Annotated in this window: 27 protein-coding genes and 1 tRNA gene; 22 read left to right on the top strand and 6 right to left on the bottom strand. The window is 65.7% G+C overall.

Going from position 1 to position 26,952, the window contains the following annotated elements; all coding sequences use genetic code 11:
- Window positions 1–37: 37 nt before the first annotated feature.
- Together V6E02_RS06575 and V6E02_RS06570 are read left to right on the top strand one after the other, a co-directional pair.
- A complete protein-coding gene (locus tag V6E02_RS06575) occupies window positions 38–2,416 on the top strand; it encodes a phosphoketolase family protein (RefSeq protein WP_347307983.1) in 2,379 nt (792 codons plus the stop codon).
- A 12-nt stretch (window positions 2,417–2,428) separates the two neighbouring features.
- Window positions 2,429–3,625, top strand: coding sequence for an acetate/propionate family kinase (locus V6E02_RS06570; protein ID WP_347307982.1), 1,197 nt, complete (start codon window positions 2,429–2,431; stop codon window positions 3,623–3,625).
- On the opposite strand, the gene mobA is transcribed toward V6E02_RS06570, so the two are convergent.
- Window positions 3,626–4,249, bottom strand: coding sequence for a molybdenum cofactor guanylyltransferase MobA (gene mobA, locus V6E02_RS06565; RefSeq protein WP_347307981.1), 624 nt, complete (start codon window positions 4,247–4,249; stop codon window positions 3,626–3,628). It lies immediately after the preceding gene.
- Between the two features lie 139 nt (window positions 4,250–4,388).
- Here mobA and rpsP point away from each other — a divergent pair, with 139 nt between their 5' ends.
- From rpsP to xerD, 7 genes are all read left to right on the top strand, one after another.
- Window positions 4,389–4,628: a 30S ribosomal protein S16 gene (gene rpsP / locus V6E02_RS06560; RefSeq protein ID WP_347307980.1), complete on the top strand. Its 240-nt coding sequence runs from the start codon at window positions 4,389–4,391 to the stop codon at window positions 4,626–4,628.
- A 16-nt stretch (window positions 4,629–4,644) separates the two neighbouring features.
- The gene (gene rimM / locus V6E02_RS06555; protein WP_347308134.1) at window positions 4,645–5,124 is read left to right on the top strand and encodes a ribosome maturation factor RimM; all 480 of its coding nucleotides are present in this window, start codon (window positions 4,645–4,647) and stop codon (window positions 5,122–5,124) included.
- Window positions 5,120–5,902 carry a tRNA (guanosine(37)-N1)-methyltransferase TrmD gene (gene trmD, locus V6E02_RS06550; protein WP_430626780.1) on the top strand — a complete coding sequence of 261 codons (783 nt, stop codon included), beginning with the start codon at window positions 5,120–5,122 and terminating at the stop codon, window positions 5,900–5,902. The genes rimM and trmD overlap by 5 nt, the downstream gene beginning before the upstream one ends.
- 56 nt (window positions 5,903–5,958) lie before the next feature.
- Window positions 5,959–6,339 carry a 50S ribosomal protein L19 gene (gene rplS / locus V6E02_RS06545; protein WP_347307979.1) on the top strand — a complete coding sequence of 127 codons (381 nt, stop codon included), beginning with the start codon at window positions 5,959–5,961 and terminating at the stop codon, window positions 6,337–6,339.
- A 104-nt stretch (window positions 6,340–6,443) separates the two neighbouring features.
- Window positions 6,444–7,874 carry a hypothetical protein gene (locus V6E02_RS06540; RefSeq protein ID WP_347307978.1) on the top strand — a complete coding sequence of 477 codons (1,431 nt, stop codon included), beginning with the start codon at window positions 6,444–6,446 and terminating at the stop codon, window positions 7,872–7,874.
- Complete coding sequence (locus V6E02_RS06535) at window positions 7,871–8,344, top strand: methylated-DNA--[protein]-cysteine S-methyltransferase (protein WP_347307977.1); 474 nt, start codon at window positions 7,871–7,873, stop codon at window positions 8,342–8,344. The genes V6E02_RS06540 and V6E02_RS06535 overlap by 4 nt, the downstream gene beginning before the upstream one ends.
- Window positions 8,325–9,248, top strand: a complete 924-nt coding sequence (gene xerD / locus V6E02_RS06530; protein WP_347307976.1) for a site-specific tyrosine recombinase XerD — start codon at window positions 8,325–8,327, stop codon at window positions 9,246–9,248. The genes V6E02_RS06535 and xerD overlap by 20 nt, the downstream gene beginning before the upstream one ends.
- Here the strand turns inward: xerD and V6E02_RS06525 are convergent.
- Both V6E02_RS06525 and V6E02_RS06520 read right to left on the bottom strand, forming a co-directional pair.
- Window positions 9,245–9,967 (bottom strand): sulfite exporter TauE/SafE family protein, encoded by a 723-nt coding sequence (locus tag V6E02_RS06525; protein WP_347307975.1) that lies wholly within the window; start codon window positions 9,965–9,967, stop codon window positions 9,245–9,247. The two genes, xerD and V6E02_RS06525, sit on opposite strands and share 4 nt — an antisense overlap.
- A gap of 4 nt (window positions 9,968–9,971) precedes the next feature.
- Complete coding sequence (locus V6E02_RS06520) at window positions 9,972–10,334, bottom strand: dihydroneopterin aldolase (RefSeq protein WP_347307974.1); 363 nt, start codon at window positions 10,332–10,334, stop codon at window positions 9,972–9,974.
- A 49-nt stretch (window positions 10,335–10,383) separates the two neighbouring features.
- Here V6E02_RS06520 and plsY point away from each other — a divergent pair, with 49 nt between their 5' ends.
- Both plsY and V6E02_RS06510 read left to right on the top strand, forming a co-directional pair.
- Window positions 10,384–11,010 carry a glycerol-3-phosphate 1-O-acyltransferase PlsY gene (gene plsY / locus V6E02_RS06515; protein WP_347307973.1) on the top strand — a complete coding sequence of 209 codons (627 nt, stop codon included), beginning with the start codon at window positions 10,384–10,386 and terminating at the stop codon, window positions 11,008–11,010.
- A gap of 17 nt (window positions 11,011–11,027) precedes the next feature.
- Window positions 11,028–11,822, top strand: a complete 795-nt coding sequence (locus V6E02_RS06510; protein ID WP_347307972.1) for a hypothetical protein — start codon at window positions 11,028–11,030, stop codon at window positions 11,820–11,822.
- A gap of 4 nt (window positions 11,823–11,826) precedes the next feature.
- Here V6E02_RS06510 and tsaD read toward each other — a convergent pair whose 3' ends face one another.
- Window positions 11,827–12,840 (bottom strand): tRNA (adenosine(37)-N6)-threonylcarbamoyltransferase complex transferase subunit TsaD, encoded by a 1,014-nt coding sequence (tsaD, locus tag V6E02_RS06505; RefSeq protein ID WP_347307971.1) that lies wholly within the window; start codon window positions 12,838–12,840, stop codon window positions 11,827–11,829.
- Window positions 12,841–12,940: 100 nt separating this feature from the next.
- Here tsaD and rpsU point away from each other — a divergent pair, with 100 nt between their 5' ends.
- Window positions 12,941–13,153: a 30S ribosomal protein S21 gene (rpsU, locus tag V6E02_RS06500; protein ID WP_347307970.1), complete on the top strand. Its 213-nt coding sequence runs from the start codon at window positions 12,941–12,943 to the stop codon at window positions 13,151–13,153.
- 84 nt (window positions 13,154–13,237) lie between these two features.
- Here rpsU and V6E02_RS06495 read toward each other — a convergent pair whose 3' ends face one another.
- Both V6E02_RS06495 and V6E02_RS06490 read right to left on the bottom strand, forming a co-directional pair.
- Window positions 13,238–14,083 carry a PhnD/SsuA/transferrin family substrate-binding protein gene (locus V6E02_RS06495; RefSeq protein WP_347307969.1) on the bottom strand — a complete coding sequence of 282 codons (846 nt, stop codon included), beginning with the start codon at window positions 14,081–14,083 and terminating at the stop codon, window positions 13,238–13,240.
- 12 nt (window positions 14,084–14,095) lie between these two features.
- Complete coding sequence (locus V6E02_RS06490; protein ID WP_347307968.1) at window positions 14,096–15,400, bottom strand: GGDEF domain-containing protein; 1,305 nt, start codon at window positions 15,398–15,400, stop codon at window positions 14,096–14,098.
- A 333-nt stretch (window positions 15,401–15,733) separates the two neighbouring features.
- Between V6E02_RS06490 and V6E02_RS06485 the strand changes: the two genes are divergently transcribed.
- From V6E02_RS06485 to V6E02_RS06440, 10 genes are all read left to right on the top strand, one after another.
- Window positions 15,734–16,177, top strand: a complete 444-nt coding sequence (locus V6E02_RS06485) for a GatB/YqeY domain-containing protein (protein ID WP_347307967.1) — start codon at window positions 15,734–15,736, stop codon at window positions 16,175–16,177.
- 28 nt (window positions 16,178–16,205) lie between these two features.
- On the top strand, window positions 16,206–17,954 hold the full coding sequence (gene dnaG, locus V6E02_RS06480; protein ID WP_347307966.1) for a DNA primase: 1,749 nt from the start codon (window positions 16,206–16,208) through the stop codon (window positions 17,952–17,954).
- Between the two features lie 84 nt (window positions 17,955–18,038).
- Window positions 18,039–19,919, top strand: a complete 1,881-nt coding sequence (rpoD, locus tag V6E02_RS06475) for an RNA polymerase sigma factor RpoD (RefSeq protein WP_347307965.1) — start codon at window positions 18,039–18,041, stop codon at window positions 19,917–19,919.
- A 349-nt stretch (window positions 19,920–20,268) separates the two neighbouring features.
- A tRNA-Ile gene (locus V6E02_RS06470) sits at window positions 20,269–20,342 on the top strand.
- A gap of 86 nt (window positions 20,343–20,428) precedes the next feature.
- Window positions 20,429–20,692 (top strand): type II toxin-antitoxin system HicA family toxin, encoded by a 264-nt coding sequence (locus tag V6E02_RS06465; protein WP_347307964.1) that lies wholly within the window; start codon window positions 20,429–20,431, stop codon window positions 20,690–20,692.
- 346 nt (window positions 20,693–21,038) lie between these two features.
- On the top strand, window positions 21,039–21,593 hold the full coding sequence (locus V6E02_RS06460) for an MCP four helix bundle domain-containing protein (RefSeq protein ID WP_347307963.1): 555 nt from the start codon (window positions 21,039–21,041) through the stop codon (window positions 21,591–21,593).
- A gap of 64 nt (window positions 21,594–21,657) precedes the next feature.
- Complete coding sequence (locus V6E02_RS06455; protein WP_347307962.1) at window positions 21,658–23,274, top strand: peptide chain release factor 3; 1,617 nt, start codon at window positions 21,658–21,660, stop codon at window positions 23,272–23,274.
- Window positions 23,275–23,357: 83 nt separating this feature from the next.
- Window positions 23,358–23,825, top strand: coding sequence for an outer membrane lipoprotein (locus tag V6E02_RS06450; protein ID WP_347307961.1), 468 nt, complete (start codon window positions 23,358–23,360; stop codon window positions 23,823–23,825).
- Between the two features lie 253 nt (window positions 23,826–24,078).
- A complete protein-coding gene (locus V6E02_RS06445; RefSeq protein ID WP_347307960.1) occupies window positions 24,079–24,525 on the top strand; it encodes a universal stress protein in 447 nt (148 codons plus the stop codon).
- A gap of 67 nt (window positions 24,526–24,592) precedes the next feature.
- Entirely contained in the window at window positions 24,593–26,944 is a 2,352-nt protein-coding gene (locus tag V6E02_RS06440; protein ID WP_347307959.1) for a plasma-membrane proton-efflux P-type ATPase, read from the top strand.
- Window positions 26,945–26,952 lie beyond the last annotated feature (8 nt).

Here is a 26,952-nt window from a genome sequence, read left to right as displayed (position 1 = left end):
TCGCTGCATTCTTGGCGGCCTTGCGCAACGAGACGCCGTGCAAAACACCTTCCCTGACCTTATCGCACCCAGCGACGCCGAGCTCGAACGCCTCGATGCCTATTGGCGGGCCTGCAACTATCTCGCTGCTGGCATGATCTACCTGCGCGACAATCCCCTCTTGCGCGAGCCCTTGCGGCCGGAACACGTGAAGGAACGCCTGCTGGGCCACTGGGGATCGAGCCCAGGGCTCGCCTTCATGTATGTGCATCTGAACCGGTTGATCGTCAAATACGATCTCAATGCGATCTTCCTGGCGGGTCCCGGCCATGGCGCGCCCGGTGTGCTGGCGCCAGTCTATCTGGAGGGCACGTATTCGGAGCTGTATTCCGACCGATCGCAGGATGAAGCAGGACTGCGCCGCTTCTTCCGCAGTTTTTCCTTTCCCGGCGGCATCGGCAGCCATTGCACACCGGAGACCCCCGGTTCCATCCACGAGGGTGGCGAGCTGGGCTACAGCCTGTCCCACGCTTTCGGCGCGGCCTTCGACAATCCGGACCTATTGGTGGCGGTTGCGGTGGGAGATGGCGAAGCGGAGACGGGCCCGCTTGCCACCGCCTGGCATGGCAATAAATTTCTGCATCCCGTGCGCGATGGGGCGGTGTTGCCGCTTTTGCATCTGAACGGCTACAAGATCAACAATCCCACCGTGCTGGCCCGCATCAGCCGGGAGGAGCTGACGGCGCTTCTCACGGGTTACGGCTGGATGCCCCATTTCGTGGAAGGCGAAGAGCCCATGGCCATGCACCGCGCCATGGCGGTGGCCTTGGAACGGTGTGTGCTCCAGATCCGGGCCATCAAGGAGCAGGCACGCGCCGGTGGGGCCGTCGCGCGGCCGCGCTGGCCGATGCTGGTGCTTTGCAGCCCCAAGGGCTGGACCGGTCCGAAACAGGTGGATGGCCATCGCGTGGAGGGGTCTTGGCGGGCGCATCAGGTGCCGCTCACCGGTGTGCGCGAGAACCCGGCGCGGCTGGCCCAACTGGAGGCCTGGCTCAGAAGTTACCGGCCCGAGGCGCTCTTCGACGAGCAGGGTCGGCTGCGCCCTGAACTCGAGGCTTTGGCGCCACGGGGCGAGCGGCGCATGAGTGCCAATCCCCACGCCAATGGCGGTCGGCTGCGACGTGTACTGCGGCTGCCAAATCTGCGCGAGCATGCGCTGACGGTGCCCCGTCCCGGTGGGGTGCGCGCCGAGACCACGCGCCCGCTGGGAACTTTCCTGCGGGAAGTCTTGCGCGCCAACCCGGACAACTTCCGCGTCTTCGGCCCGGACGAGACCACCTCCAACCGTCTTGACGCGATCTACGAGGCAGCCAAGAAGATGTGGCTGGAGCTGCGGCCGGAGGATGCCGACGGCGGCGAACTGGCACCCGACGGCCGTGTGATGGAGGTGCTCTCGGAACACACCCTGGAAGGCTGGCTCGAAGGGTATCTGCTCACGGGCCGCCATGGCTTTCTTTCCACTTACGAGGCGTTCGCCCACGTCATCGATTCCATGTTCAACCAGCACGCCAAGTGGCTGGAAATCGCCGCCGGCTTGCCGTGGCGGGCGCCGGTGTCATCCCTCAATTTGCTCATCACCTCCACCGTCTGGCGCCAGGATCACAATGGCTTCACCCATCAGGATCCGGGCTTCCTCGACGTGGCGGTGACCAAGAGTCCGCAGGTGGTGCGCATCTACTTGCCGCCCGATGCCAACTGCCTGCTGGCGGTGACGCACCATTGCCTCAAGACCACCAACCGTATCAATGTCATCGTCGCCGACAAGCAGAGCCATCTCCAGTATCTGGATCTGGATGCCGCCGTTCGCCATTGCGCCCAGGGCATCGGCATCTGGGAATGGGCAAGCAGCGATGCCGGCACCGAGCCGGATGTGGTGATGGCCGCCTGCGGCGACGTTGCCACCCAGGAGGCGCTTGCCGCCACCGCCCTGCTGCGGGAACACTTTCCGGATCTGCGCGTTCGCTTCGTGAACGTGGTGGATCTCTTCACCCTGACACCCCACACCGAGCATCCCCATGGCTTGAGCGACCGGGATTTCGATAGCCTGTTCACCCAGGACAAGCCCATCATCTTCAACTTCCACGGCTATCCCTGGCTCATCCATCGTCTGGCCTACCGGCGCCGTAACCATCCCAACCTGCACGTGCGTGGCTATAAGGAGAAGGGCAGCATCAACACGCCCTTGGAACTGGCCATGCTCAACGAGACCGACCGGTTCAGCCTCGTGATCGACGCCATCGACCGCGTGCCACGCCTAAACGTGATCGGTGCCCACGTAAAGCAGCGCATGCGGGATTTGCAATTTCTCCATCGGCAATACGCGCTCGAACACGGCGTGGACGCCCCGGAGATCGCCGACTGGCACTGGCCCGGCTGAGGCAGGCATGCCATGTCCGCCGCCATCCTCGTTCTCAACTGCGGCAGTTCCTCCCTCAAATACCGGCTGTTCGAGACACCAAGCGAGGCGCTGCTGGCGGAGGGGATCATCGAGCGGATCGGTGAGCCGGCACCACACCATCGGCATCTGCGCTACCGCGGCGCGGAAGTGATGAGCCGCATGGAGCGCGATGTGGTCGCACCCACCCATCGCGAGGCTTTCGCCCACATGCGCGCTGCCCTCGATGGCGCTGTTCATGATCTGGTCGCCATCGGTCACCGGGTGGTGCACGGTGGTGAACGTTTTCACCAGGCGGTGCGCATCGATACCAAGGTGGAGCGAGACATCGAGGCCCTGGCGGTGCTCGCTCCCTTGCACAATCCCGCCAACCTGCTGGGCATCCGGCTTGCCGCCGAGAGCTGGCCTGGGCTGCCGCAAGTGGCGGCCTTCGACACGGCCTTTCATCACAGCTTGCCGCCGCTCGCCCACCGCTACGCGGTGCCGGAGGCCTGGTACCACCTCTACCAGGTGCGGCGCTACGGCTTTCACGGCCTGTCCCACGAATACGTGGCGCAGCGGGCGGCCGCCCATCTGGATCGACCGCTCGCGGCGCTCAACCTGATCACCCTGCATCTGGGCAATGGCGCGTCCGCCTGCGCCATCCGCGGCGGTCGTTCGGTGGACACCTCCATGGGCTTCACCCCTCTGGAAGGCCTGGTGATGGGCACCCGCAGCGGTGATCTCGATCCCGCGCTCCCCCTCCACATGGAGCGCGTCACCGGCATGGGCTGGCACGCGCTCGATCACGTGCTCAACCACGAATGTGGACTGAAAGGCATGACCGGCCTCAACGACATGCGGGAAATCCTGGCGCGGGTCGCGGCGGGCGATGAGGCGGCGCGGCTTGCGCTAGAGGTGTACGCCTACCGCGTGCGCAAGTACATCGGCGCCTATTTCGCGGTGCTGGGGCGGGTCGATGCCGTCGTCTTCACCGCCGGCGTGGGCGAGAACGCCGCGCCGGTGCGGGCGGCCGCCTGCGCGGGCTTGCAGGGGCTGGGCATCGTCCTGGATGAAGCGGCTAACGCCCGCGCGACGGGTGAGGTCGCGGCCATTGGCAGGCCGGATGCGCCTGTGGCACTGTTGGTCATCCGCACCAACGAGGAACTGCACATCGCGCGTCAGGTGCGCGCCCTACTGGGCGCGGACTGATCAGGCGGAATGGGGAAGTGCTTCCAGCGCCGCGAGCTGCTCGGGCCGGTTGATGTTGACGAAGAAAGCCGCCTCCTCGCCGAAATCCACGCTTACCCGTTTCAGCATTGCCTGCCATTCCTGCACCTTGCGCCCCCCGCGCGCCAGATAGTCGGCGAGACTCGCCCCCACCTCGGTGCGCATGAGGCAGATGGCGTGCTGGGCGCGTCCCGCCGCGACGGGTACCGCCAGGTCTGCACCCTGTCCCACCAGCGCAGCATAAAGGCGTGCCATCAGATCGTCGGGGAGAAATGGCGTGTCACAGGGTACGGCGAGCAGCAGGGGATGGCGGGTTTCCAGCAGGCCCCGGGCGATACCCGCCAGCGGTCCCACGAAGCCCCCGGTGCGGTCCCTAAGCACGGGGTGGCCCAGCGCACCGTAGGCTTCCAGATTGCGATTGGCGGAAATCAGGACCTCGCTCACCTGGGGGCGGATGCGCGTCAGCACCCACTCCGCGAGCGGGCGCCCGCGCAGGCGCATGAGGCCCTTGTCTTGGCCACCCATGCGGCGTCCTTCGCCGCCAGCGAGGATGAGCCCCGTGACAGGGGGCATGCGCGTATCGTTCATGGCGTCACTATATCGCATCCAGCCCGTCCTCTGGATTGCTGCGCCTGCGCTATCCCGTGGGACAGGATGCCCGCGAGCGGCCAGGCAAGCGCTTGCCAGCACACGGAAAAGCGCCTAGAATCCCGCTCTTTTCCGTTCCCATCCAGGCGAAAACGACATGGTTGTGATCCGACTTTCCCGGGGTGGCGCCAAGAAGCGCCCCTTTTACAACGTGGTGGTCACCGATTCCCGGCGCCGCCGCGATGGTAATTTCATCGAGCGCGTGGGCTTTTACAATCCCACCGCGCCCGAGGGCAGCGAGTCCCTGCGCATCGACAAGGCGCGGGTCGCCTACTGGCAGAGCGTGGGCGCCAAGCTCAGCGACACCGTTGCCAAACTCATCAAGAACGCCGCCTGACGAAAAGTGGGTGGTGATGGGTCGGGTGACCGGCCCCTTCGGTGTGCTGGGGTGGATTAAGGTCCATCCCTACACGGAAACGCCCGCCAGCCTCACTCGGTACGGACGCTGGTGGCTCGGCAGCAACGCGTCCTATGCCGAGCACGAGGTGGTGCAAAGCAGGGTGCACGGCACCCAGGTGCTGGCCAAGCTTGCCGGCATCGACGACCGGGACCAGGCATCGCGCCTGAAAGGGCAGTGGGTGGCGGTGCCACGCGCGGCGCTGCCGGGCACCGCTGAGGACGAATACTACTGGGTCGATTTGATCGGCCTCACAGTGGTCAACACCGAAGGCATCCGCCTTGGCACCGTGCGGGAACTGTTGGAAACCGGTGCCAATGACGTGCTGGTGGTCGAGGGGGAGCGGGAACGGTTGATCCCCTTCATCCGCCAGGTGATCCTGGACGTGGACCTGGCGGGGGGCACCCTCCGCGTGGACTGGGGGGTGGACTATTAAACCGCGTTTCGACGTGGTGACCCTGTTCCCACCCATGTTCGATGCGGTGGCGAAGCAGGGCATTACCGCCCGTGCCCTGGAGCAGGGCCTGTGGCGCCTGCATCTGTGGAATCCGCGGGATTTCACCAGGGATGCCTACCGCACGGTGGACGACCGGCCCTACGGGGGCGGGCCCGGCATGGTGATGCTGGCCGAGCCGCTGGAAGAGGCCATCGAGGCGGCGCGGGCTGCCCAGCGGGATGCGGGCATCGCGCGCAGCCGGGTGCTCTATCTCTCGCCCCAGGGAGCGGTGCTGGATCACCGGCGGGTGATGGCGCTTTCGCGCGAGCCGGGCCTGATCTTGCTGTGCGGGCGCTACGAAGGCGTGGATGAACGCCTCATCGTGCGCCAGGTGGACGAAGAGCTGTCCATCGGCGATTACGTGCTGTCGGGCGGCGAGCTGGCCGCCATGGTGCTCATCGACGCGGTGGTACGCCAGTTGCCGGGGGCGGTGGGGGATGCGGATTCGGTGCGCGAGGAGTCTTTCGTGCACGGGCTATTGGATCATCCCCATTACACGCGGCCGGAGGTGTATCGGGGCATGCCGGTGCCGCCGGTGCTGCTGTCGGGGCATCACGAGCGCATTCGCTTGTGGCGGCTGAAGGAAGCCATGCTGCGCACCTGGCAGCGGCGACCGGATCTGTTCGCGCGCTGGCTTACGGACCATCCATTGCGCCCCGAGGAAAGGCGGCTTTGGGAAGAATTGCAACGGGAACGCAGCCTCGACCGGGACGCTTGACGGCGCTGCCACGAGAAGCGGACGGCAAACAGGAACGGGTAACAAGGAGCAAGAGCATGAACCTCATTCAGCAAATCGAAGCGGAAGAAATCGCCCGCCTGGGCAAGACCATCCCGGACTTCGCCCCTGGCGACACCGTGGTGGTACAGGTGAAGGTGAAGGAAGGCAACCGTGAGCGGCTGCAGGCCTTCGAGGGCGTGGTGATCGCCAAGCGCAACCGCGGTCTCAACTCTTCCTTCATCGTGCGCAAGATTTCTTCCGGCGAAGGGGTGGAGCGTACCTTCCAAACCTACTCACCCACGGTCGCCGCCATCGAGGTCAAGCGCAAGGGCGACGTGGCGCGCGCCAAGCTCTACTACTTGCGTGAGCGTTCCGGCAAGTCGGCGCGCATCAAAGAAAAACTCTCCAACAAGAACCGCGAGGCGGCGGCCAAGTAAGGGACAGCACCGGCGCGCCCCAGCGCGGGGTTGGGCGACGGGCGCCCCAGGCGCTTGCCCGTCCTCTTTTGCCTGGCCGCCGCTCGCGGCATAGAATGCGGCCCATGCTCCGCCTGCTGTTCTGCCGCCTTCTCGCTTGTCTAATGCTGTTGCCCGCCCCGGCGGTTTTCGCCGACTCGCTTGCCACCGCCCAGCAGTTTCTGCAAAACGGTCTGCCCCGGCTGGCTCTGGCGCGGGTGGAACGCGACCAGCCTGCGCGCACCGATGCGCCGGACTGGGCGCAATGGGAATCCCTGCGACTTACCCTGCTTTCCCTCCTCGGTCAGCGGGATGCCCTGCTGCAGCGGGTGGCGCTCTTGCCCTCCAACGTGCCGGACGATCTCCGGCAAAAGGCACTGGGTCACGCCGCTTGGGCCCATCTGGAACGGGGCGAGGGGGCGGCGGCGCGCGCCCAGCTGGCGCGCCTGTTATGGCGTTTTCCCTTGTCGGCCGAGAACCACCGGTGGGCACGGCGGCTGGTGATCCGCTCTTGGCTCGTCGAGCACCGGCCCGACGAGGCCTACCGCGCCATGCTGCGCTACCAGCAGGACTTCTCGCCCCTGCCCCGGGAGGTGGCTACGGAATTCGTGGAGGGCCTGCTGGCGGAGGGGCGGGCGCTGGAGGCTCTTACCTGGCTTAAGGCCCTGGATCCCGCGGGGGCCACGGCCACGGCGCTGGCCTTGGCCACCGGGCTTGTGCCGCCCGACACCGCACGCAGCCGTGCCCAAGCGGCGCTGGCGAGCCAGCCCCAGGCGCTCACCTGGCTGCGGGTGCTGGCCGATGCCGCGCAGCGCCAGGGCGATGCCGAGCTGCATCTGGATGCCCTGGAGCGGCAGGTCGCGGCCGGGCAGGCCGACCGGCTGGGCGCGCTGTGGCAGGCTTATCTCGCCCTGGGCGAAGCCACGGCTAACCGCGCCCAGCTTCTGCAGGGTGACGACGCTTCTTGGCTGGCGGTGGCAGCGGGCTTGTTGCCGGGGGATGCCCTCAAAGCGCGCGCCCTGTATGCCTATCTCGCCCAATCCGCAGCCCAGCCCGCCACGCGCGCGACGGCCCGGCAGCGGCTGTTTGCGGGGCTGCTCGACGCGGGTCGGCTGGAGACGGCGGTGGCGCTTCTGGCGCGAAGTCCGTGGGGCGGTGCGGCGCCGGACGCCGAAGCAGGCGTGCGTTTCGCCGTAAGGGCGAGCGAGGAAGTGCGCCAAGGCCATCGCCTCGGCTGGCTCGCGGCGGCGCGCTACGCAGAGCACGCCGGACGCTTCGATCTGGCGGCGGACTATGCCGTGCAGGCCGCCCTTGCCACGGATGGCGGTCCCATGGACGGCCTCGCCGCCCAGGCCATGCGCATGGCGGTGAAGAATCTGGAGCGTGCGGGCCTCGGTGAAGACACCCTGGCTTTCCAGCAGCGCATGGCGAGCCTCCCCGCGTCGGCCGGCAAGCCGCCTACGCGTGCAGCCTCCCAGGCCGCGGGTAAGAGCGCGGGTAAGCGGCGTGGGCCATGAGTGGCCATTACCAGGCGGTGATCGCCGCTCCCTTTGGTGTGCTGGGCATTCGCACCCAAGGCCAGTGCCTGGTGGCCATCGATTTCCTGCCCCATGAGACCCCACTTGCGTGGCCGCGGGAGCCCTTCGCGGCACGCGTGGTGGGCGAGATCGAGGCCTATTTTGGCGATCCACGCCACTTGTTCACCCTGCCCATGGCGCCGGCCGGCACGGCTCACCAGCGCCGGGTCTGGCAGGCCCTGGTGGGCATCCCGGCTGGCCAGGTCATGACCTATGGCGAACTGGCGCGGCGGGTGGGTTCCAGTGCGCGCGCCGTCGGGCAGGCCTGTGGCGCCAATCCCATCCCGCTCGTGATTCCCTGTCATCGCGTGGTGGCGCGGGCCGGCCCGGGCGGTTTCATGAACCAGAGCGCGGGGCCGGCCCTCGCCATCAAGGACTGGTTATTGCGCCATGAACGCGGCGCGGCCTGAACCCATCCCGGAATCCGCCGCCACCCAGGCGTTGCTGGACGAATTTTGCGATAGCCTCTGGCTCGAGGAGCGCCTGGCGCGCAACACCCTGGCGGCCTACCGGCGCGATCTGGCCAAGCTCGCCGCCTGGGCGGAGGCGCGGGGGTCCACGCTGGTCAACCTCGACCGGGGGGCATTGCTCGCCTTTCTCGCCGATCAGGCGGCGCGCATGAAGGCAACTAGCACGGGCCGGCTGCTTTCCAGCGTGAGGCGCTTCTACCAGTATTTGCTGCGCCTGGGGCGCATCCAGCGGGACCCCACCCTGGACGTGGAGCGGCCGCGCCTACCGCGCGCCCTGCCCAAGAGTCTCAACGAAGGGGAGGTGGAAGCGCTCCTCGCAGCGCCCGATGCCACCACGCCCTTGGGCTTGCGCGACCGCGCCATGCTGGAGACGCTCTATGCCACCGGCCTGCGCGTGAGCGAGCTGGTGGGGCTTAAGCTCAATCAGCTTAGCTTGGACGCGGGCGTGGTGCGGGTGATGGGCAAGGGTGCCAAGGAGCGTTTGGTGCCGCTCGGGGAAGTCGCAGTGGCGTGGCTGGCGCGCTACCTTGCCGAGGCACGCGGCCTACTGCTGGCAGCCAAGATGTCGGACGCGTTGTTCGTCACCCAGCGCGGGCGCCCCATGACACGCCAGATGTTTTGGAATCTGATCAAGCGCTATGCGGCTCGCGCGGGCATCGAGCGGCCCCTGTCGCCCCATACCCTGCGCCATGCCTTCGCCACGCATCTGCTGAACCACGGCGCTGACCTGCGGGTGGTGCAGATGCTGTTGGGGCATGCCGACATCTCCACCACGCAGATCTATACCCATGTGGCGCGGGAGCGCATGAAAGAGCTCCACGCCCGCCACCACCCGCGGGGCTAGTGCGCGGCTTTCCACAGCAAGGCGGCGCTGCTCACCAGCAGCAGGCCGCCAATCACCCGCGTCATCTGGGAATTGTCGAGTCCCAGGTGCACCCGGCTGCCTGCCCACAGGCCCAAGGCCATGAGCGGCAGTGCCAGGGCATAGCCCAGCAGCACGCGGGGCTGGATGAGGCCGCTGGCAACGAACACCGCGCCCCGTAAGCCGCCCTCCAGCAGGAATAACACGGAGGTCGTGGCGCGAAAGGCGGACTTATCGCGCAGCCGATGGCTCAGGTAGATGACATAGGGTGGACCACCCGTGCCGAACAGGGCGCTCACCGTCCCGCCGACGAAACTCGCCGGCAACGCCCACAGGCGCGAGATGGGGCGGCCACCGTGTAGATCGAGGAGGTTGCGCAGGGAAAACAGCATCACCAGCAACCCCAGGCTGGTGAGCAGCACCTGGCGGTCCAGAGTGAGCAAAAGGCTTGCGCCAAAGACCACCCCCACCACGCTGCCGGGCGCGAGCGGCATCAGTTCCTGCCAGCGCACCAAATGGCGATTGGCCCGTCCCAGGATGGCCGAGGCCGTGAAATCCATGAGCAGCATGAAGGGCACCACCCAGGTGAGCGGAAACGCAAGGGCCAAAAGGGGTACCGCCACCAGGCCGGAGCCGAACCCCGACAAGCCGCGCACGAAATAAGCGAGCAACAGGACGGCGGTGGCGAAGACGTATTCCACGGCTTCAAGCCGGTTGGCGGTCGCCGCGCTCGATGGTCAGTCCCACGCGGCGAATGTCCTTGAGCATGCCCAGCTTGGTGACGGTGACGCGCACCCAGGGCGCACCGAATTCTTCGCGCAGGATCTGGGCGATGTGTTCCGCCAGGGCTTCCAGCAAATCGAAGTGGCGCTTGGCGAGGCTTTCTTTGAGGCGCGCCACCACCGCCCCATAGTCGATGGTGTCGTCGATGCGGTCGGTTTCGCCGGCGCGGCTGGAGGGCAGGCCGATCTCCAAATCGAGCTGTACGGTCTGGGGCATGTGCCGCTCCCAAGGGTAAATGCCGATCAAAAGCTCGAGCCGGAAGTCGTGCAGGAAAATGATGTCCACGGAAAACTAAAGTAAAATCAAAAAATCCCGCATTTTAGCCGGTTTTGTCATGGCCACGATAGCCTTGCTCGTAAGCGCCTACCTGGTGGGCTCCCTCTCCTTTGCCGTCATCGTCAGCCGGCTGTTTGGTCTGCCCGATCCCCGTTCCTACGGCTCTGGCAATCCCGGCGCCACCAACGTCTTGCGGACGGGGCACCGTGCCGCCGCAGCGCTCACGCTGGTGGCGGATGCCGCCAAGGGTTGGCTGGTGATGGCCGCCGCCCTCCACTACGGCCCTGCGTGGGGACTGTCGGACGCCTGGGTGGCGGCGGCGGGGATTGCCGTCTTCCTGGGCCATCTTTTTCCGGTGTTCTTCGGCTTCCAAGGTGGCAAGGGCGTGGCCACCGCATTTGGCATCCTGCTCGCTGTCAGCCCTTGGCTCGGTCTGAGCGTGGCGGGGAGTTGGCTCATCACCTTCGCCATGTTTCGCATTTCTTCGCTTTCCGCGCTGGTGGCGGCACTGTTTACGCCCTTGTTCGCCGCCCTGTGGCTGAAGCCTACCTTTGTCGGCATGGTGATCATCCTTGCCGCGCTCCTGGTTTGGCGCCACAAAAGCAACATCCGCAAGCTGCTCAGAGGCGAGGAGACCGGCTTCGGCAAACCCGCGCCGCGGCCGCAGGACATGCCCCCCGAGTGATGCCCTGAAGAATCGTCATGGCCTGGTTCGAAAAAGAGATGGACTATGCCCGCGAGAGCCTGGAAAAGGTCGCGGAACACGCCATTGCCAAGGCCGGCGAGCAGCTGGGCGAGACGGTGCATGAGGGCATTGCCCTCGCCAGCCGGGAACTGCGCGACATCATCATGGGCGCGAGTCGCGAAGTGGACAGCAAATTGGAAAAGATCTCCGAGGAACTCCACAGCCAGCGGCAGTTTACCAAGTCCGACGTGAAGGAGCTGGTGGACTACGCGGCGGAGCGGTTGGGCGCCACCCTGGATGCGCGCATCGCCCTGGCCCGGGAGGAAATCGCCAGTCTGGTGCAGGACAAGGTGGAATACCTCAAGCAGGAGATCGATGGCTTTTTCTTGCAGCGCCAGCGGGATCTGGCGCGGGAGCGGCGCCGGCTCATCGCCAACGTCCTGATCGCGGTGGCGGCGGCCTTCGTCATGGGCTGGGTCTCCCTCATGTATCACCGGGTGCTGGGGGGGACGATGGACCTGTTCGGCGTGTTTCGCGCGGTGGTCGTGGCGCTGGCGGGGGGCTACGGGGTGTATTTGCTGGTGGCGTGGTTTAGGCGCTATCGACGCATGTCCGAGCACAAAAAGGATCTGATGTTCCTCGTCATGCGCTACTGGGGCGTGCTCAAGCCGGAAGGACTGTTCGGCCACCTCCTGTTGCTACTCGTGCTCTCGCTCCTGTATGCCATTCTCTTCTATCCGGAAGAGGTCGCCCGGCTCACCGGGAGCGGCTGGTTCATGGAGTGGGTCGCCCGCCTGCATGGGCGACCGTGATGCCTTAGGCGGGCGGGCGCAGGCTGGCCAGATCCCAGCGCGGCCGCACGTCGAATCCATAGTCGCGCCGGGCTTGGGCGAGGCGCAGGGCACCCGCGAAGGCGATCATGGCGCCGTTGTCGGTGCAGAATTCGAGCCGCGGATAGAACACCGTCACGCCCGCCCTCTTGGCTGCTGCATCGAGACGCTGCCGCAGGCGAGCATTGGCGCCGACACCGCCCGCCACCACCAAGCGGGTCATGCCGGTGCTTCTGACCGCGGCCAAGGCCTTGCTTTCCAGCACCTCGGTGATGGCCTCCTGCACCTCGGCGGCAAGGTCGGCCCGGGTCTCATGATCCAGCACGTGATCGCGGGCCCACTGCAGCACGGCCGTCTTGAGACCGCTGAAGCTGAAGTCCAGATCGGCGCTATTAAGCATGGGACGCGGCAGGCGGATGCGTCCGGGCCGGCCTTCCGCCGCCAGACGCGCCAGCGCTGGCCCGCCGGGATAGCCCAGGCCCAGCAGCTTGGCCGTCTTATCGAAGGCTTCGCCCGCGGCATCGTCCAGCGTTTCGCCCAGGAGCCGGTAACGCCCCACGCCTTCCACTGCCATCAGCTGGGTGTGGCCACCGGACACCAGCAGGGCGACGAAGGGAAAGGCGGGCGGCTCATTCTCCAATAGCGGCGCGAGCAGATGGCCCTCCAGGTGGTGCACCCCCACCACGGGTCGGTTGAGCGCATAGCCCAGGCCGCAGGCCACCGCCGCGCCCACCAGCAGCGCCCCCGCCAGGCCTGGCCCTTGTGTGTAGGCGATGGCGTCCAGCTCCCAGGGTGTAAGGCCTGCCTGCATAAGCACCTGGCGCGTCAGGGGCAATACGCGGCGGATGTGGTCGCGCGAGGCGAGTTCCGGCACCACCCCGCCGTATTCCTCGTGCATGCGCACCTGGGAATGCAGGGCATGGGCGAGCAGCCCGCGCGCCGTGTCATAGATGGCAAGCCCGGTCTCGTCGCAGGAGGTCTCAATGCCCAATACGCGCATGGTGCGGATTCTACCCTGGCCGCGGCCCCCGCGCCTTGTCTTGGCTCGGCTTTGTTGCTAGGATTGCGGTTTTTACCGGATTTCCAACCGAGGTGGTTTGATGCCTGTCGTACGAGTGAAAGAGAACGAGCCCTTTGACGTGGCCCTGCGCCGCTTCAAGCGCACCATCGAGAAGAGCGGCCTGCTCACGGAGCTGCGTGCTCGCGAGTATTACGAAAAGCCCACGGCCGAGCGCAAGCGCAAGATGGCGGCGGCGATCAAGCGCCACTACAAGCGCCTGCGTAGCCAAATGTTGCCGCCCAAGCTGTACTGATTCCCCTGCCGGGGCTTTAGCCCGGCCGCTGTTGACACAGGCAAGACGCGCCGGATTGAGAACCCGGCGCTTTTTTTGCGCCTCTCACTGCGTCCTGAAGGGGGCGGTCATGCGGCGGATCAGGTCGTAGTCACGGTCTTCCACCGGCTCGAAGCCCTCATAGCCTGCGTCCAGCTCGCGCAGAATCGCCTTGTGTTGAGGGTTGGAGGCCTTGAGTTCCAGGAAGGCCGCTTTCAGTTTCGCCACCGTGGCCGGAGGCAGACGCTCACTCACCGCGAACAGATAGGAGGGCAGGGGCGGCGAGGTGTAAAGCCGCCGCAACCCGTGCGGCTCGTATTGTTCGTACACGGTGTCCTTGAGGATGCCCGCGTCGAAATCCTGGTTCAGCACTGCCTTGGCGATGTTGTCGTAGTGCTTGAGAAACGCGTAGCTGCTGAATTCTTCCAGGCGGATGCCGCTTTCCACCACCACCGCACGTTGCAAGAGGGCCTTGGGGTCGCCGAAGGCGAAGCGCTTGCCGCGCAGGTCCGTCGTACGCCGGTAGGGACTGTCGGCGCGGGTGGCGATCACCAGGTGGAAGGTGGTCTTGCCGCGGGTTAAAGGCGCCACCAGCGGCTGGGCGTTGTACTGCTCGCGTGCCTCCAGATAGGCCACCGGCGTGAGATAGGCGATCTGGGTGAGATTGCGTCCCAGCTCTTGCACCGCCGAACCCAGATCCGGCGAGGCCCGGAACTCTACACGCAAGCCCGTGCGCCGACCCAGATAGTCGGCTAGGGGCGTGAGTCGGCGCACCATTTCCGCCGGCGTGTCCATGGCCACCGAACCGAGATAGAGCGGTTCCCGGTCGGCGGCGCGGCAAAGCGCGGCCGCGGCCAGGAGCACCAGGGCGAAGAGAATACGGGGCATCGGATGCAGGTTCGGGTTTTGCATGCGCTGGCCTCCTCAAGTGGATGTGGCTTGGAATGGATACCCCACTGCCTGGGCGCGGCCGCGGCGCTTGGCCTCGTAAAGCGCCTCGTCCGCGGCGCCGTAGAGCGCTTCTACGCTAGGGGTGGCGCGGCTAATGCAGGCGTAGCCAATGGATAGGCGCACCGAGACCGCCTGCCCCTGAAAGTCAAAGCGCAGTTGCGCGGCGAGGCTGAGGAGGTCGGCGCAAAAGATTTCAGCCTCCTTCAGGGTAGTGTGGTAGAGCAGGAAGGCGAACTCATCACCGCCCAGGCGCGCCACCACGTCGGTGTCCCGGACCCGGTTGCGAAAGGCCGCGGCCAACGCCTGGAGCACCGCATCGCCCGCGGCATGACCGTGGTTGTCGTTGATGGTCTTGAAATGGTCCACGTCGGCTAGGACTAGACACAGGGCTTCACCGAAACGCTGGGCGCGGGCGAAGGCAGCCGCCAGGCTGTCGTCGAAATAGCGCCGGTTGCGTAGCTCCGTGAGGCTATCGGTGACGGCCAGCTTTTCCACCAGGGCCAAGGCCTTTTCCAGCTCGCGCGTGCGTTCCTCCAGCTCCCGGGTACGCGCCTGCAATTGCTCGTTGGTCTGCATCAGGGCCGTGCCCGCCAGGTCGATCTTCTCCCGCAGGCGCTGCTGGGCTTCGCGCACGCGGCTTTGCAGCCGGTTGAACACCCGTGCGAGGTCCCCGATCTCGTCACGGCTGTGTGGTTCGGGCAAGGGGGCTGCCTCGGGCTGGTCTGCCAGCGCCTGCATGTGGCGGGTCAGGCGAGTCACGGGACGCACGATCAGGCGCGAGGTGCCGAGATAAATTACGAGCCCCAGGAAAACGGCGAAGAAGAGTTGTTCCACCAGCACGTCGCGATAGAGGCGGGCAATTTCCTGGTCAAGACGGGCAAGGGAGACGGCGAGCTCCACCTCGCCCACCGACGTGTCACCAAACCGCACCGGCACCCGAAAGCTGAGCACGGGTTGGCCTGGCAAGGCGGGGCGGTTGCGTAGCACCATGATCTTGCCGTCGCGGTTGCGGACCACCAGCTGCTGCACATCGGCCTGGTTGACGATGCGCTCGGCCAGGGATTCCATGTTGGAGTAGTCGTAGCCCACTACCAGATTGGCCACCGCCTCCGCGATGAGAGCCGCGCGCTCCTGGCCCAAGCGGGTGAGTTCTGCCTGCAGCCGCTGCTTTTCCAGGGAGACACGCCACGTGCCCAGCACGGTGGAGGCGAGCGCCACCCCAACCGCCGTGATGGCCACCAGTTTTAGCCGCAGACCAGAGAAGACAGATTTCGCCATTTCGTTGGGTGGCACAGGCCACGCTGAGCGGAGTAAATTGAAAATAGCGGCCGAAACAGGGATTTCTTTAAGCTTTCGTGTCAAAAGCCGGTTGCCGGTGCTAACATTCGAAACACCCCATCTTTCGCCTGCCCAGGCCGAAATGCACTCCAGGAAACCACTTAAGCGAGCTTTACGAAAGTAGTAGTCAGGCCGCGGAAGGAAACTGTCCTTCCAGCGAAAGCGGGAATCCAAAGTATTCTTGGCTGTTTTCCTGGCTCCCCGCTTTTGCGGGCAAGGCACAAAGGTGTCGCCTATTTACGTAACGCTCATAGTAGCCGCGCGAGGTCGTCCATGAATCTCAAAGACCGCATCACCGAAGACATGAAACAGGCCATGCGCGCCAAGGACAGCGCACGCCTATCCGCCTTGCGGCTGTTGCTTGCTGCCATCAAACAGCGTGAGGTGGACGAACGGATCAGCCTGGATGATGCCCAGGTGATCGCCGTGGTGGAGAAAATGATCAAACAGCGGCGGGAATCCATTGCCCAGTACGAAAAAGGGGGGCGGCAGGATCTGGCGGACGTGGAGAAATTCGAGATCGAAGTGCTCGAGGCTTATCTGCCGCAACCCCTCTCGGATCAGGAAGTGGCGGCCATCGTCGAGCATGCCCTCACCGAAAGCGGTGCCAAGACCATGGCCGACATGGGCAAGGTGATGAATCTCGTTCGGCCCAAGCTCGCCGGCCGCGCCGACATGGGCAAGGTTTCGGCCCTGGTGAAGGCGCGTCTGTCCTAGTGTGCCGGCTGCGGGGCTTGCCGGCGGCATGATTCCCCAATCTTTCATCGAAGAGCTGCTCAAGCGCATCGACATCGTCGAGGTGGTGGGCCGTTATGTGCCCCTCAAGAAGGCGGGGGCCAACTATAGTGCGTGCTGTCCTTTCCACAAGGAAAAAACGCCCTCCTTTACGGTGAGCCCGAGCAAGCAGTTTTATCACTGCTTCGGCTGCGGCGCCCATGGCACGGCCATCGGTTTCCTCATGGAATACCAGGGCATCGGTTTTCCCGAAGCGGTGGCGCAACTGGCGCAGAGCGTGGGACTGACCGTGCCAAGGGACGTAAGGGGCGAAAGGCCCGAAGCCGGCAGGGATCGCTTTGCCGCCATGCGTGCGGCGCTTGCCCAGGCGCTGCACTACTACCGGCAGCAGCTCAAAGCCTCATCGCGGGCCATCGACTATCTCAAGCGACGTGGCCTGTCGGGTGAGATCGCCGCCCGCTTTGGCATCGGCTACGCGCCAGACCACTGGCAGAACCTGGCGGCGGTGTTTCCAGACTATGCTGCATCCCCCGTGCTGGCGGAAGCGGGACTGGTGATAGACCACGAAACGGGGCGGCGCTATGACCGTTTCCGCGATCGCATCATGTTTCCCATTCTGGATGTGCGTGGCGATGTCATCGGCTTCGGTGGCCGGGTGCTGGGGCAGGGCGAACCCAAATACCTCAATTCTCCCGAGACGCCCCTGTTTCAGAAGGGGCAGGAACTCTACGGGCTGGCCCAGGCGCGTCGGGCGATCCGCGAGGCGGGGCGCGTGCTGGTGGTGGAAGGCTACATGGATGTGGTGGCCTTGGCCCAGCACGGCGTGGAATACGCGGTGGCCACCCTGGGCACGGCCACTACGCCCCACCAGGTCCAGCGTCTGCTGCGTCTGGCCGAGCGCATCGTGTTTTGCTTCGACGGGGATGCGGCGGGCAGGCTCGCCGCCTGGCGGGCGCTGGAAAACAGCCTGCCCGCCCTTACCGACGGCGCCACTCTTTCCTTCCTGTTCCTCCCCGAGGGAGAAGACCCGGACAGTTTCATCCGTGCCCACGGACGACAGGCGTTCGAGGCCCAGCTCGCCCAGGCCCTCCCCCTCAGCCAGTTCCTCTTCCGCGAGCTCACCACGCGTAATGACATCCAAAGCGAGGAAGGGCGCGCGCGCCTGCTCCAGGAGGCGCGGCCGCTGATCGAACAGGTGCAGGCGCCGGCTTTGGCCATGTTGCTGCGCAAACGTCTCGCGGAGCTGGTAGGCCTCGCACCAGCCGAACTGACCGCGCTGCTTTCTGCTCCCTTGAAGCGGGCGGGCGACTTGGCCAGCCCGGCGCCGCGTTTCGCGCCGCGGGTGCGCCGGGCGCCATCGCGCAACCGGCAGCTATTGCGCCTGCTGTTGGCGCGCCCTGCCTTGGGACGCGGCGTGGTGTGGCAAGCCGATACCGCCGAGGATGGGGAAGGCGCGGTGGTGGGCGAGGTGCTTGCATATCTCGCGGCCCATCCCCACGTGGAGACCGGCGCCCAACTCCTGGAAGCGTTTCGCGATACCGAGGCGGGCCGCCTCATGGAAGAGGTGGCGGCCGAGGCCCTGCTGCTAGACGACGGCTTCGACCTGGAGCGGGAATTCGCCGACGCCCTGGCGCGCATTGAGGAGGCGGCGCGGCGCCGGCGCATCGAGGGGCTGCTCGCCCTGGAACGTACCCAAGGCCTGACACCGGAGCAAAAACAGCTTTTGCTGCGGGAACTTGCGGCCACGCGCCGCGCCTAAAGGCTGTGGGCGGATAGCCGAAAATCGGCTACAATACGCGGTTTTTTCGGCGCAGTGACAACCCTAACCTGGATTCGGGCAGACATGGCAAGCGAACACGACAAGCAGGAGATCAAATCCAACGAGCTCGACGATCGGCGCATGCGCCTTAAAAATCTGATCGTCTTGGGCAAGGAGCGCGGCTACCTGACCTATGCCGAGATCAACGACCACCTGCCGGACGACATGCTTGACGCCGAGCAGATCGAGAGCATCGTGGCGATGATCAACGACATGGGCATCAACGTCTTCGACGAGGCCCCCGATGCCGAGACGCTGCTCATGACGGAGAGCACGCCGGCGGTGGCGGACGAGGATGTCGTGGAGGAGGCCGAGCAGGCCCTGTCCACCGTGGATTCCGAGTTCGGCCGCACCACCGATCCGGTGCGCATGTACATGCGCGAGATGGGCTCGGTGGAGCTGCTTACGCGCGAGGGCGAAATCGAGATCGCCAAGCGCATCGAGGATGGCCTCAAGCACATGATTCAGGCGATTTCCGCCTGTCCCACCACCATCGCCGAGATCCTGGCGCTGGCGGAGAAAGTCGAGCGGGATGAAATGCGCATCGACGAGCTCGTGGACGGTCTGATCGACCCCAACCACATGGAGGAGGTCAGCGAGGAAATGGCCGAGGCCGACGAAGCCTCCATGGAAGCCGACGAGGTGGAAGAGGACGACGAAGAGTCCGGCGGCATGCAGTCTGCCAGCCTGCTCAAGCTCAAGGCCGATGCGCTGGAGCGTTTCGCCACCATCCGTCAGCTGTACAACAAGATGATCAAGGCGCTGGAGAAAAATGGTCCCGACAGCAAGAGCTACAAGAAGCTGCAGGATCAGATCTCCAACGAGCTCATGGGTATCCGCTTCACGGCCAAGCAGATCGAGAATCTCTGCGACAGCGTGCGCAAGCTGGTGGAGGAAGTGCGCAGCCACGAGCGTGCCATCATGGATCTGTGCGTGAATAAGTGCGGCATGCCGCGCGCCCACTTCATCAAGTCTTTCCCGGGCAACGAGGTGAACCGCGAATGGTTGGCGCAGGAAATGCGGGCGCGTAAGCCCTATGTGGAGCAGCTGGCGCGCTTCCAGCATGACATCCTCGATCAGCAGGAGAAGCTGATCGCGGTACAGGCAAAGGTGGGCATTCCCATCAAGGACCTGAAGGAGATCTCGCGTCAGATGTCAACCGGCGAGGCCAAGGCGCGCCGCGCCAAGCGTGAAATGATCGAGGCGAACCTGCGTCTAGTGATCTCCATTGCCAAGAAATACACCAACCGCGGTTTGCAGTTCCTGGACCTGATCCAGGAGGGCAACATCGGCCTGATGAAGGCAGTGGACAAGTTCGAATACCGGCGTGGCTACAAGTTTTCCACTTACGCCACCTGGTGGATCCGCCAGGCGATCACCCGCTCCATTGCGGACCAGGCGCGCACCATTCGCATTCCGGTGCACATGATCGAGACCATCAACAAGATGAATCGCATCTCGCGCCAGATCCTGCAGGAGACGGGTCAGGAGCCCGATCCCGCGCTGTTGGCGAAGAAGATGGAAATGCCCGAGGAGAAGATTCGCAAGATCCTCAAGATCTCCAAGGAACCCATTTCCATGGAGACGCCCATCGGCGACGACGAGGATTCTCATCTGGGCGATTTCATCGAGGACGTTTCGACCCTGCAGCCGGTGGATGCGGCCGTCTATGCTAATCTGCGGGAAGCCACGCGCGAGGTGCTGGAATCACTCACGCCACGCGAGGCCAAGGTGCTGCGCATGCGCTTCGGCATCGAGATGAACACCGACCACACGTTGGAAGAGGTGGGCAAGCAGTTCGACGTCACCCGCGAACGCATCCGCCAGATCGAGGCCAAGGCGCTGCGCAAGCTGCGGCATCCCAGCCGCGCCGAGCGCCTACGCACCTTCCTCGACAACGAGTGAGCGTGGCGCAAACCCGCTTCCGTGCGAGGTGCTGCCTCCTCGAACGTCTCACCTGCGTTCCTGTGGAACGGGCGGAAACGTAGCAGGGTTGCCGCGATCAGCGATGAAAAGGCCGGCTCTGCCGGCTTTTTCTCTGGGATTTACTCCACCTGGGTAGCTAGGGTACTGCCTCTTGGCCTGATCTGGACAGCGCTCAGCTACCCACCCGTGGCCAACCGGGACAGATTGCTTCCGACCAGCGCGCAAGCACGGTGTCGGCGACGTGCCATCCCGTTGCGTGCGCCTGCCCGCAAAGCATAGAATGCCAAGGTTCGACGCTGGCCGGGTTCCCCGGCCAGTTCCGTTATACGGGCCTGTAGCTCAGCTGGTCAGAGCAGAGGACTCATAATCCTTTGGTCCTGGGTTCGAGTCCCAGCGGGCCCACTCTTCATTCCTCACACCCGCAGCCTGTGATCCTTTAGCAGGTGGTGATAGACGAAATTCTGCAGCATCTCCAAAGGAGCGAAGGCATGAGTCACAAGCACGACCAACTTCTCAAGGCGCTGTTTCGCGATCCCGTGAGTGGCAACATCCACTGGCGCGAGGTCGAGTCCCTGCTGCACCACCTGGGCGCCAAGGTGGAGCCCGCGCACGGCGCGCGCTTCAAGGTGTTGCTCAATGGTACGGAGGGTTTTTTGCATCACCCCCATCACAGCAGCGTGCTGACCCGCGATCACATCAAGGTGCTGCGCGAATTCCTCACTCGGGCCGGCATCAAGGCCACGTCGGACTGAGCCCCAGGTGTGACCAGTCTGGCAGGCATCGCGGAGCGGGCCAGACGGCTGGCCGCCGCTTGCCCGAGCCCGACGGCGCCTAAAGCAGGCGCTGGCGGACCTGTGCGCTCGGGGCCCCGCGCAGCCGGCTGCAGGGGATGGGGATCGAGTTTCTCCCCTGGGAAAACGGGAATGTGTGTGCCGGCAACACGGGCGGCCAAAGCGCGTCACGGCCCAGCAACGGGCCGAGCATCTGGCCGTGCTGCGCACGGCGTGGCTTGAGGCGCCCGCCGTAGAGCGGACTCAAGTCCAGCCAGAGACAGCCGTAATTGGGGGAGGAGAGCAGTAGAAAAAGCGCGCTCCACCCATGACCGACCCAACCCATCGCAGTTTTCTCCGCTGGCTCAAACTGGCCTTTATCTTCGAGCTGGTCCTGCTGGCCGCCATCACCCTGGTGGCCTTGCTGAGCCTGCACGGCCTGCGCAGCCAGGTCCAGGCCATCGTGGACGATCAGCAGGCGCGGCTTGCGCTCATCCACGAAATGCGTCTCGCGGTGCGAGAACGCATGTTGCGCCTCCACATGCTGCTCATGGAGACCGATCCTTTCCGTCGCGACGAATACCGCCAGCAGATGGGTGAGATCGCCAGTCGCTTCATGCAGGCTCGCGCCGAGGTGGAAGCCCGTGCCCAGGATGGGGAGGAGCGGGCCAGGCTCGCCGCCGCCCGTGCCCTCAACCGGGAGGTGGCCTTGATCGTAGAACGCGTCCTGGAACTGGACGAGGCCGGCCAGAGGGAAGAGGCGCGGCGGCTCACCCTCACCCAAGCGGTGCCCCGCCAGGCGCAGGTGCTGGCGCGCACCGACGAACTGCTGCGCCATGCCGATGCCGACATGTATCGCGCCAAGCGCGGGCCCGAGGCATAGCGCGGTATAATTCTGTTTCACCGTCGGCGCGGCATGCCGGCGGTTTTTTTGTTTCGCTATTTCCATGAGCAACGATACTGCCTTTCCTGCCGAACGCCTGCGCGAGGTGGCCCGCCGCCGCACCTTCGCCATCATCTCCCACCCGGACGCGGGCAAGACCACGCTCACGGAAAAGCTCTTGCTGTTTGGCGGCGCCATTCAGCTCGCGGGCACGGTGAAGGCGAGAAAGAGCAGCCGCCACGCCACCTCCGACTGGATGGAAGTGGAAAAGCAGCGCGGCATTTCCGTCACCAGCTCGGTGATGCAGTTCGAATACGCCGGCCACGTGATCAACCTGCTGGACACCCCCGGCCACGAGGACTTTTCCGAAGATACCTACCGCGTGCTGACCGCGGTGGACGCGGCGGTGATGGTGATCGACGCCGCCAAGGGCGTGGAAGCCCAGACCATCAAGCTCCTGGAGGTGTGCCGGCTGCGCAACACACCCATCATCACCTTCGTCAACAAGCTCGACCGCGAGGTGCGCGAGCCCATCGAGCTCATCGAGGAAATCGAGTCGGTGCTCAAAATCGACTGCGCGCCCATCACCTGGCCCATCGGCATGGGCAAACACTTCCGGGGCGTGTGGCATTTGCAGCGCGCGCGCCTGATGCGGTTCACACCAGGCGAGGACAAAGTGAGTGCGCAGCAGGAGGTCATCGAAGGCCTGAACAATCCCGCGCTGGATGCCGCCTTCCCGGACGAAGTGGCGCGCCTGAGGGGGGACGTGGAGCTGATCCAGGGGGCGAGCGCACCCTTCGATCTAAAGCGCTTCCTCGCCGGAGAGCAGACGCCGGTGTTCTTCGGTTCCGCTATCAACAACTTCGGCGTGCAGGAAATCCTGCAGGCGCTGGTGGAATGGGCACCGCCACCCCAGCCGCGGGATGGCGGCACGCGCATGGTGCAGCCGGCGGAGCCTGCCTTTACCGGCTTCGTGTTCAAGATCCAGGCCAACATGGACCCCAAGCACCGCGACCGCATCGCTTTCTTCCGCATCTGCTCCGGGCGCTACAGCTCGGGCATGAAGGTGAGCCACATGCGGCTCAAGCGGGAGATGAAGCTTTCCAATGCACTCACCTTCATGGCCAACGAGCGCGTGCACATGGCGGACGGCGTGGCCGGCGACATCATCGGCATCCACAACCACGGCCAGCTGCAGATCGGTGATACCCTCACCGAGGGCGAAGTGCTCCAGTTCAAAGGTATTCCCTATTTCGCGCCGGAACTCTTCCGCAGCGCGCGATCGCGCGATCCCATGAAGTCGAAACAGCTCCAGAAGGGCCTGCGCGAGCTGGGCGAGGAGGGCGCGATCCAGGTGTTCGAACCCTTCAGCGGCGGCGACCTGTTGCTGGGCGCGGTGGGTCAGCTGCAGTTCGAGGTGGTGGCGGCGCGGCTGCAGGCGGAATACAAGGTGGATGCGATCTATGACGCGGCCGATATCTATACCGCGCGCTGGCTCACCTTCCCGGATGAGGCCACGCGCCGCAATTTCGAGAACGAGCAGTACAACCGCATGGCCAAGGACGTGGACGGCAACCCGGTGTATCTGGCCACCAACCGCTACAACCTGAACATCCTGATGGAGAAGTGGCCCCAGGTCGCTTTCCACGCCACCCGCGAGCACGGGCAGCGTTTCGGATAGGCCGCCTTGCTTCGCCCGCTCCCGCTGTCTACATTGAATCGACGGGCCGGATTCACCGGCCGGGACAGCCAAAGGAGAAGGGCATGAAACCGCAATTGGCAATCGCCTGGCTTGCCGCTGCCGTTCTGGCCACCGGCTGCGCCGAGATGCCCCAGCTCGGCGGGCCCAAATATGGCGAGACGGGAACAAGTGCGAGCGTCCACGGCGAGCGTACCGGCAAGATCACCCAGCTCGAGCTCATCAAGGTGGATGAGGACTACAAGTTCGGCATCGGCACTGTCGCGGGTGCGGTGGCCGGTGGCCTGTTGGGCTCGCAGATCGGGGAGGGGCGCGGCTCCACCGTGGGTGCCGTGGTTGGCGCCGCTGCCGGGGCGGCGGCCGGCACCGTGGCCGAAAGCAAGATGAAAAAGAAGGATGCCCAGCGGGTGACGGTGCAGATGACCAGCGGCGGCAGTGTCACCATCGTTCAGCCCGTGGATGCGCGCCTCAAGTCCGGCATGGCGGTGCGCATCGAAGGCAGCGGCGAGACGGCGCGCGTCGTGCCGCGCTAGGCGTGCCAAGCAGGCGCTGCCTTCCGTTTCTATTGAGCGTTACGTAAGTCGTTGACAGGCTGCGTAAGTCAAACGTCATTCCCGCGAAAGCGGGAATCCAGGGTATTCCTCGCCATGTTCCTGGGTCCCCGCTTTCGCGGGGACGACACAAAGGTGTCACCTACTTACGTAATGCTCAATAGCTTGACGAAACGTTCAGGGGACGCGGCGGCCATTTTTCATGTTGGACGCCATTTGCTCGAGGAGAGAAAAAATGTACAAGCGTATCTTGGTGGCAATCGACGGCAGCGACACTTCCGACCGCGCGCTCGAGGAGGCCGTGCGCCTCGCCAAGGAGACGGGGGCGCAGCTGCGCATCGTGCATGCCGTGGATGAGGTGATCCTCAACTGGGACGCCGAGTACGCCAATCCGGCCGAGATCTGGGAGGCCATGGCCAAAACCGGCCGCGATCTCCTGGACAAGGCCACCGCCCGGGCCGCGGCAGCGGGCGTCCAGGCGGATTCCAAGCTGATCGAGCTCACCACCCTGGGTCATCGCATTCCGGAGGCGATCGTGGAAGAGGCCCAAGCCTGGCCCGCCGATCTCATCGTGCTGGGCACCCACGGCCGGCGCGGCCTCAGCCATGTATTTCTGGGCAGCGTGGCCGAAGGCGTGGTGCGGGTGGCGACCAAGCCCGTCCTGCTGATCCGCAGCAGCTAGGAGCCGACACGCCGCCGGCGCCTCCTCCCGCTGACGGATGGGGCGCGGCCCCACCGCGCGCCACGCCATGACCCCATCCGCCGAAACCACAGGGACCGACCGCAGTCGCGGCCTGAGCACCCAGGAGGCCGACGCCCGCCGTGCCCGTTATGGCCCCAACGCCGTGGCGGAGGCCAAGGTGCCGCTCTGGCGCCAACTGCTGGCCAAATTCTGGGCGCCGGTGCCGTGGATGCTGGAGGCGGTCATCCTGCTCCAGCTGCTGCTCGGGCGGCACGTGGAAGCGGCGGTGATCGCCGCACTGCTGGTGTTCAATGCGGGGGTCGCCTTCCTGCAGGAGCGCCGCGCGCGGGATGCGCTGGCCTTGCTGCGGCGGCAGCTGCACGTGACGGCACGGGTGCTGCGCGACGCGCAGTGGCAGCGGATCGCCGCCGAGGATCTGGTGCCCGGCGACATCGTCCACGTGCGCGCGGGCGACATCGTGCCCGCCGACCTGTTGCTGTTCGACGGCGCGGTGACCCTGGACCAGTCGGCGCTCACCGGCGAGTCGCTGCCGGTGGAGGCGGGCGCAGGCAATCCGGCCTATGCCGGCTCGGTGGTGCGCCAGGGTGAAGCCAGCGGCGAGGTCACCGGCACCGGAGCGCACACCTATTTCGGGCGCACCGCCGAACTGGTGCGCACGGCCAGCGCGCCCAGCCACATGCAGCGCACCATTTTCGCCATCGTCCAGCGCCTGGTGCTGTTCGACTCTCTGCTGGTGGGCCTGGTGCTCATCTACGCCTTGCGGCACCGGCTGCCCCTGCTGGAGAGCGCCGAGTTCGCCCTGATGCTGCTGGTGGCATCCGTCCCCGTCGCGCTGCCCGCCACCTACACGCTGGCCACGGCGCTCGCCAGCCTCGTCCTGTCGCGCAAGGGCGTGCTGGTGACGCGGCTGCCGGCGGTGGAGGAAGCCGCAGCCATGGACACCCTAGTCTCGGACAAGACCGGCACGCTGACCCAGAACACCCTGACCCTGGCCGGCGTGAAACCGCTGGCGCCGGAGGCGGATGAAGCTGCGGTGCTGCGCGCGGCCGCCCTGGCCAGCGACGACGCCACCCAGGACCCGCTCGACCTCGCCATTCTGGTGCCGGCGCGGGCGCGCGGGCTGCTGCGGGATGCGCCGCCGCGCGCGGACTTCCACCCCTTCGATCCGACGACGCGGCGCAGCGAGGGCATCTATACGGTGGCGGGCCGGGCCTGGCATGCGGTCAAGGGTGCGGCGAACGTGATCGGCCCGCTATGCCGCCTCGATGCCGCGGGTCAAGCGGCGCTGGAGGCGGCGGAACGGCAGCTCGGCGCGAGCGGGGCGCGGGTACTGGCGGTGGCCGCGGGCGAGGCCCAGGATCTGCGCCTGCTGGGCGTGGTGGGACTGGCCGATCCCCCGCGGGCCGATGCGGCCGATCTCATCGCCCGCCTGCGCACCCTGGGCGTGCGCGTGCACATGGCCACCGGCGATGCGCTGGAGACCGCACGCGCCATCGGCGCCCAGCTGGGGCTGGGCGAGCGGGTGTGCGAGGCCCGGGGCGCGGGCCTGCGCGACGTGGAATCCTGTGACCTGTTTGCGCGGGTACTGCCGGAAGACAAGCACGCCATCGTGCAGGCGCTGCAGCAACGGGGCCACGTGACCGGCATGACCGGCGACGGCGTGAACGACGCGCCGGCCCTGCGTCAGGCGGAACTGGGGGTGGCGGTGGCCAGTGCCACCGACGTGGCCAAGGCCGCGGCCGGTGTAGTGCTCACCGAGCCGGGGCTTGCCGGGGTGCTGACGGTGGTCCGCGAAGGGCGCGAGGTGCACCGGCGCATGCTCACCTACACCCTGAACAAGGTGCTCAAGACCTTCGAGATCGTGGTGTTCCTCACCCTGGGCCTGTGGCTCACCGGCGGCTTCGTCATGTCCTCGACGCTCATCGTGCTGCTGCTGTTCACCAACGATTTCGTCACCATGACCATAGCCGGTGACCGCGTGCAGCCGGCGCCGCGGCCCCAGCGCTGGCGCGTGGGGGCGTTGGTGGGCGCGGCATTCGTGTTCGCCGCGCTGTGCCTGGTGTTCTCGTTTGGCTTCTACTGGTGGGGGCGCACGGCCTGGGGCCTCGATCCGGCGCAGGCGCAGACCCTGGCCTTTCTGATCCTGGTGTTCACCAACCAGGCCAATGTCTACGTGCTGCGCTGCGACGGGCCGCTGTGGAGCCTGGCGCCGGGCCGCTGGATGCTGCGGGCGAGCCTCGCCGACGTGGTGGCCGTCACGCTGCTCGCGGGACTGGGCCTGTTGATGGCCGCCGTGCCCTGGACGCTGGTGGGCGTGCTGCTCGGGGCCACGCTAGGCTTTGCCCTGATACTGGATCAGGTGAAGCGCTTCGTATTTCCCCGATTCGCCATCGTCTGAGCAACGGG

It is taken from the genome of Thiobacter sp. AK1, assembly GCF_039822265.1.
GTDB classification, from domain to species: domain Bacteria; phylum Pseudomonadota; class Gammaproteobacteria; order Burkholderiales; family Thiobacteraceae; genus Thiobacter; species Thiobacter aerophilum.
Note: the sequence above shows the minus strand (reverse complement) of the source record. Positions and strands in the feature narration are given on the sequence as shown.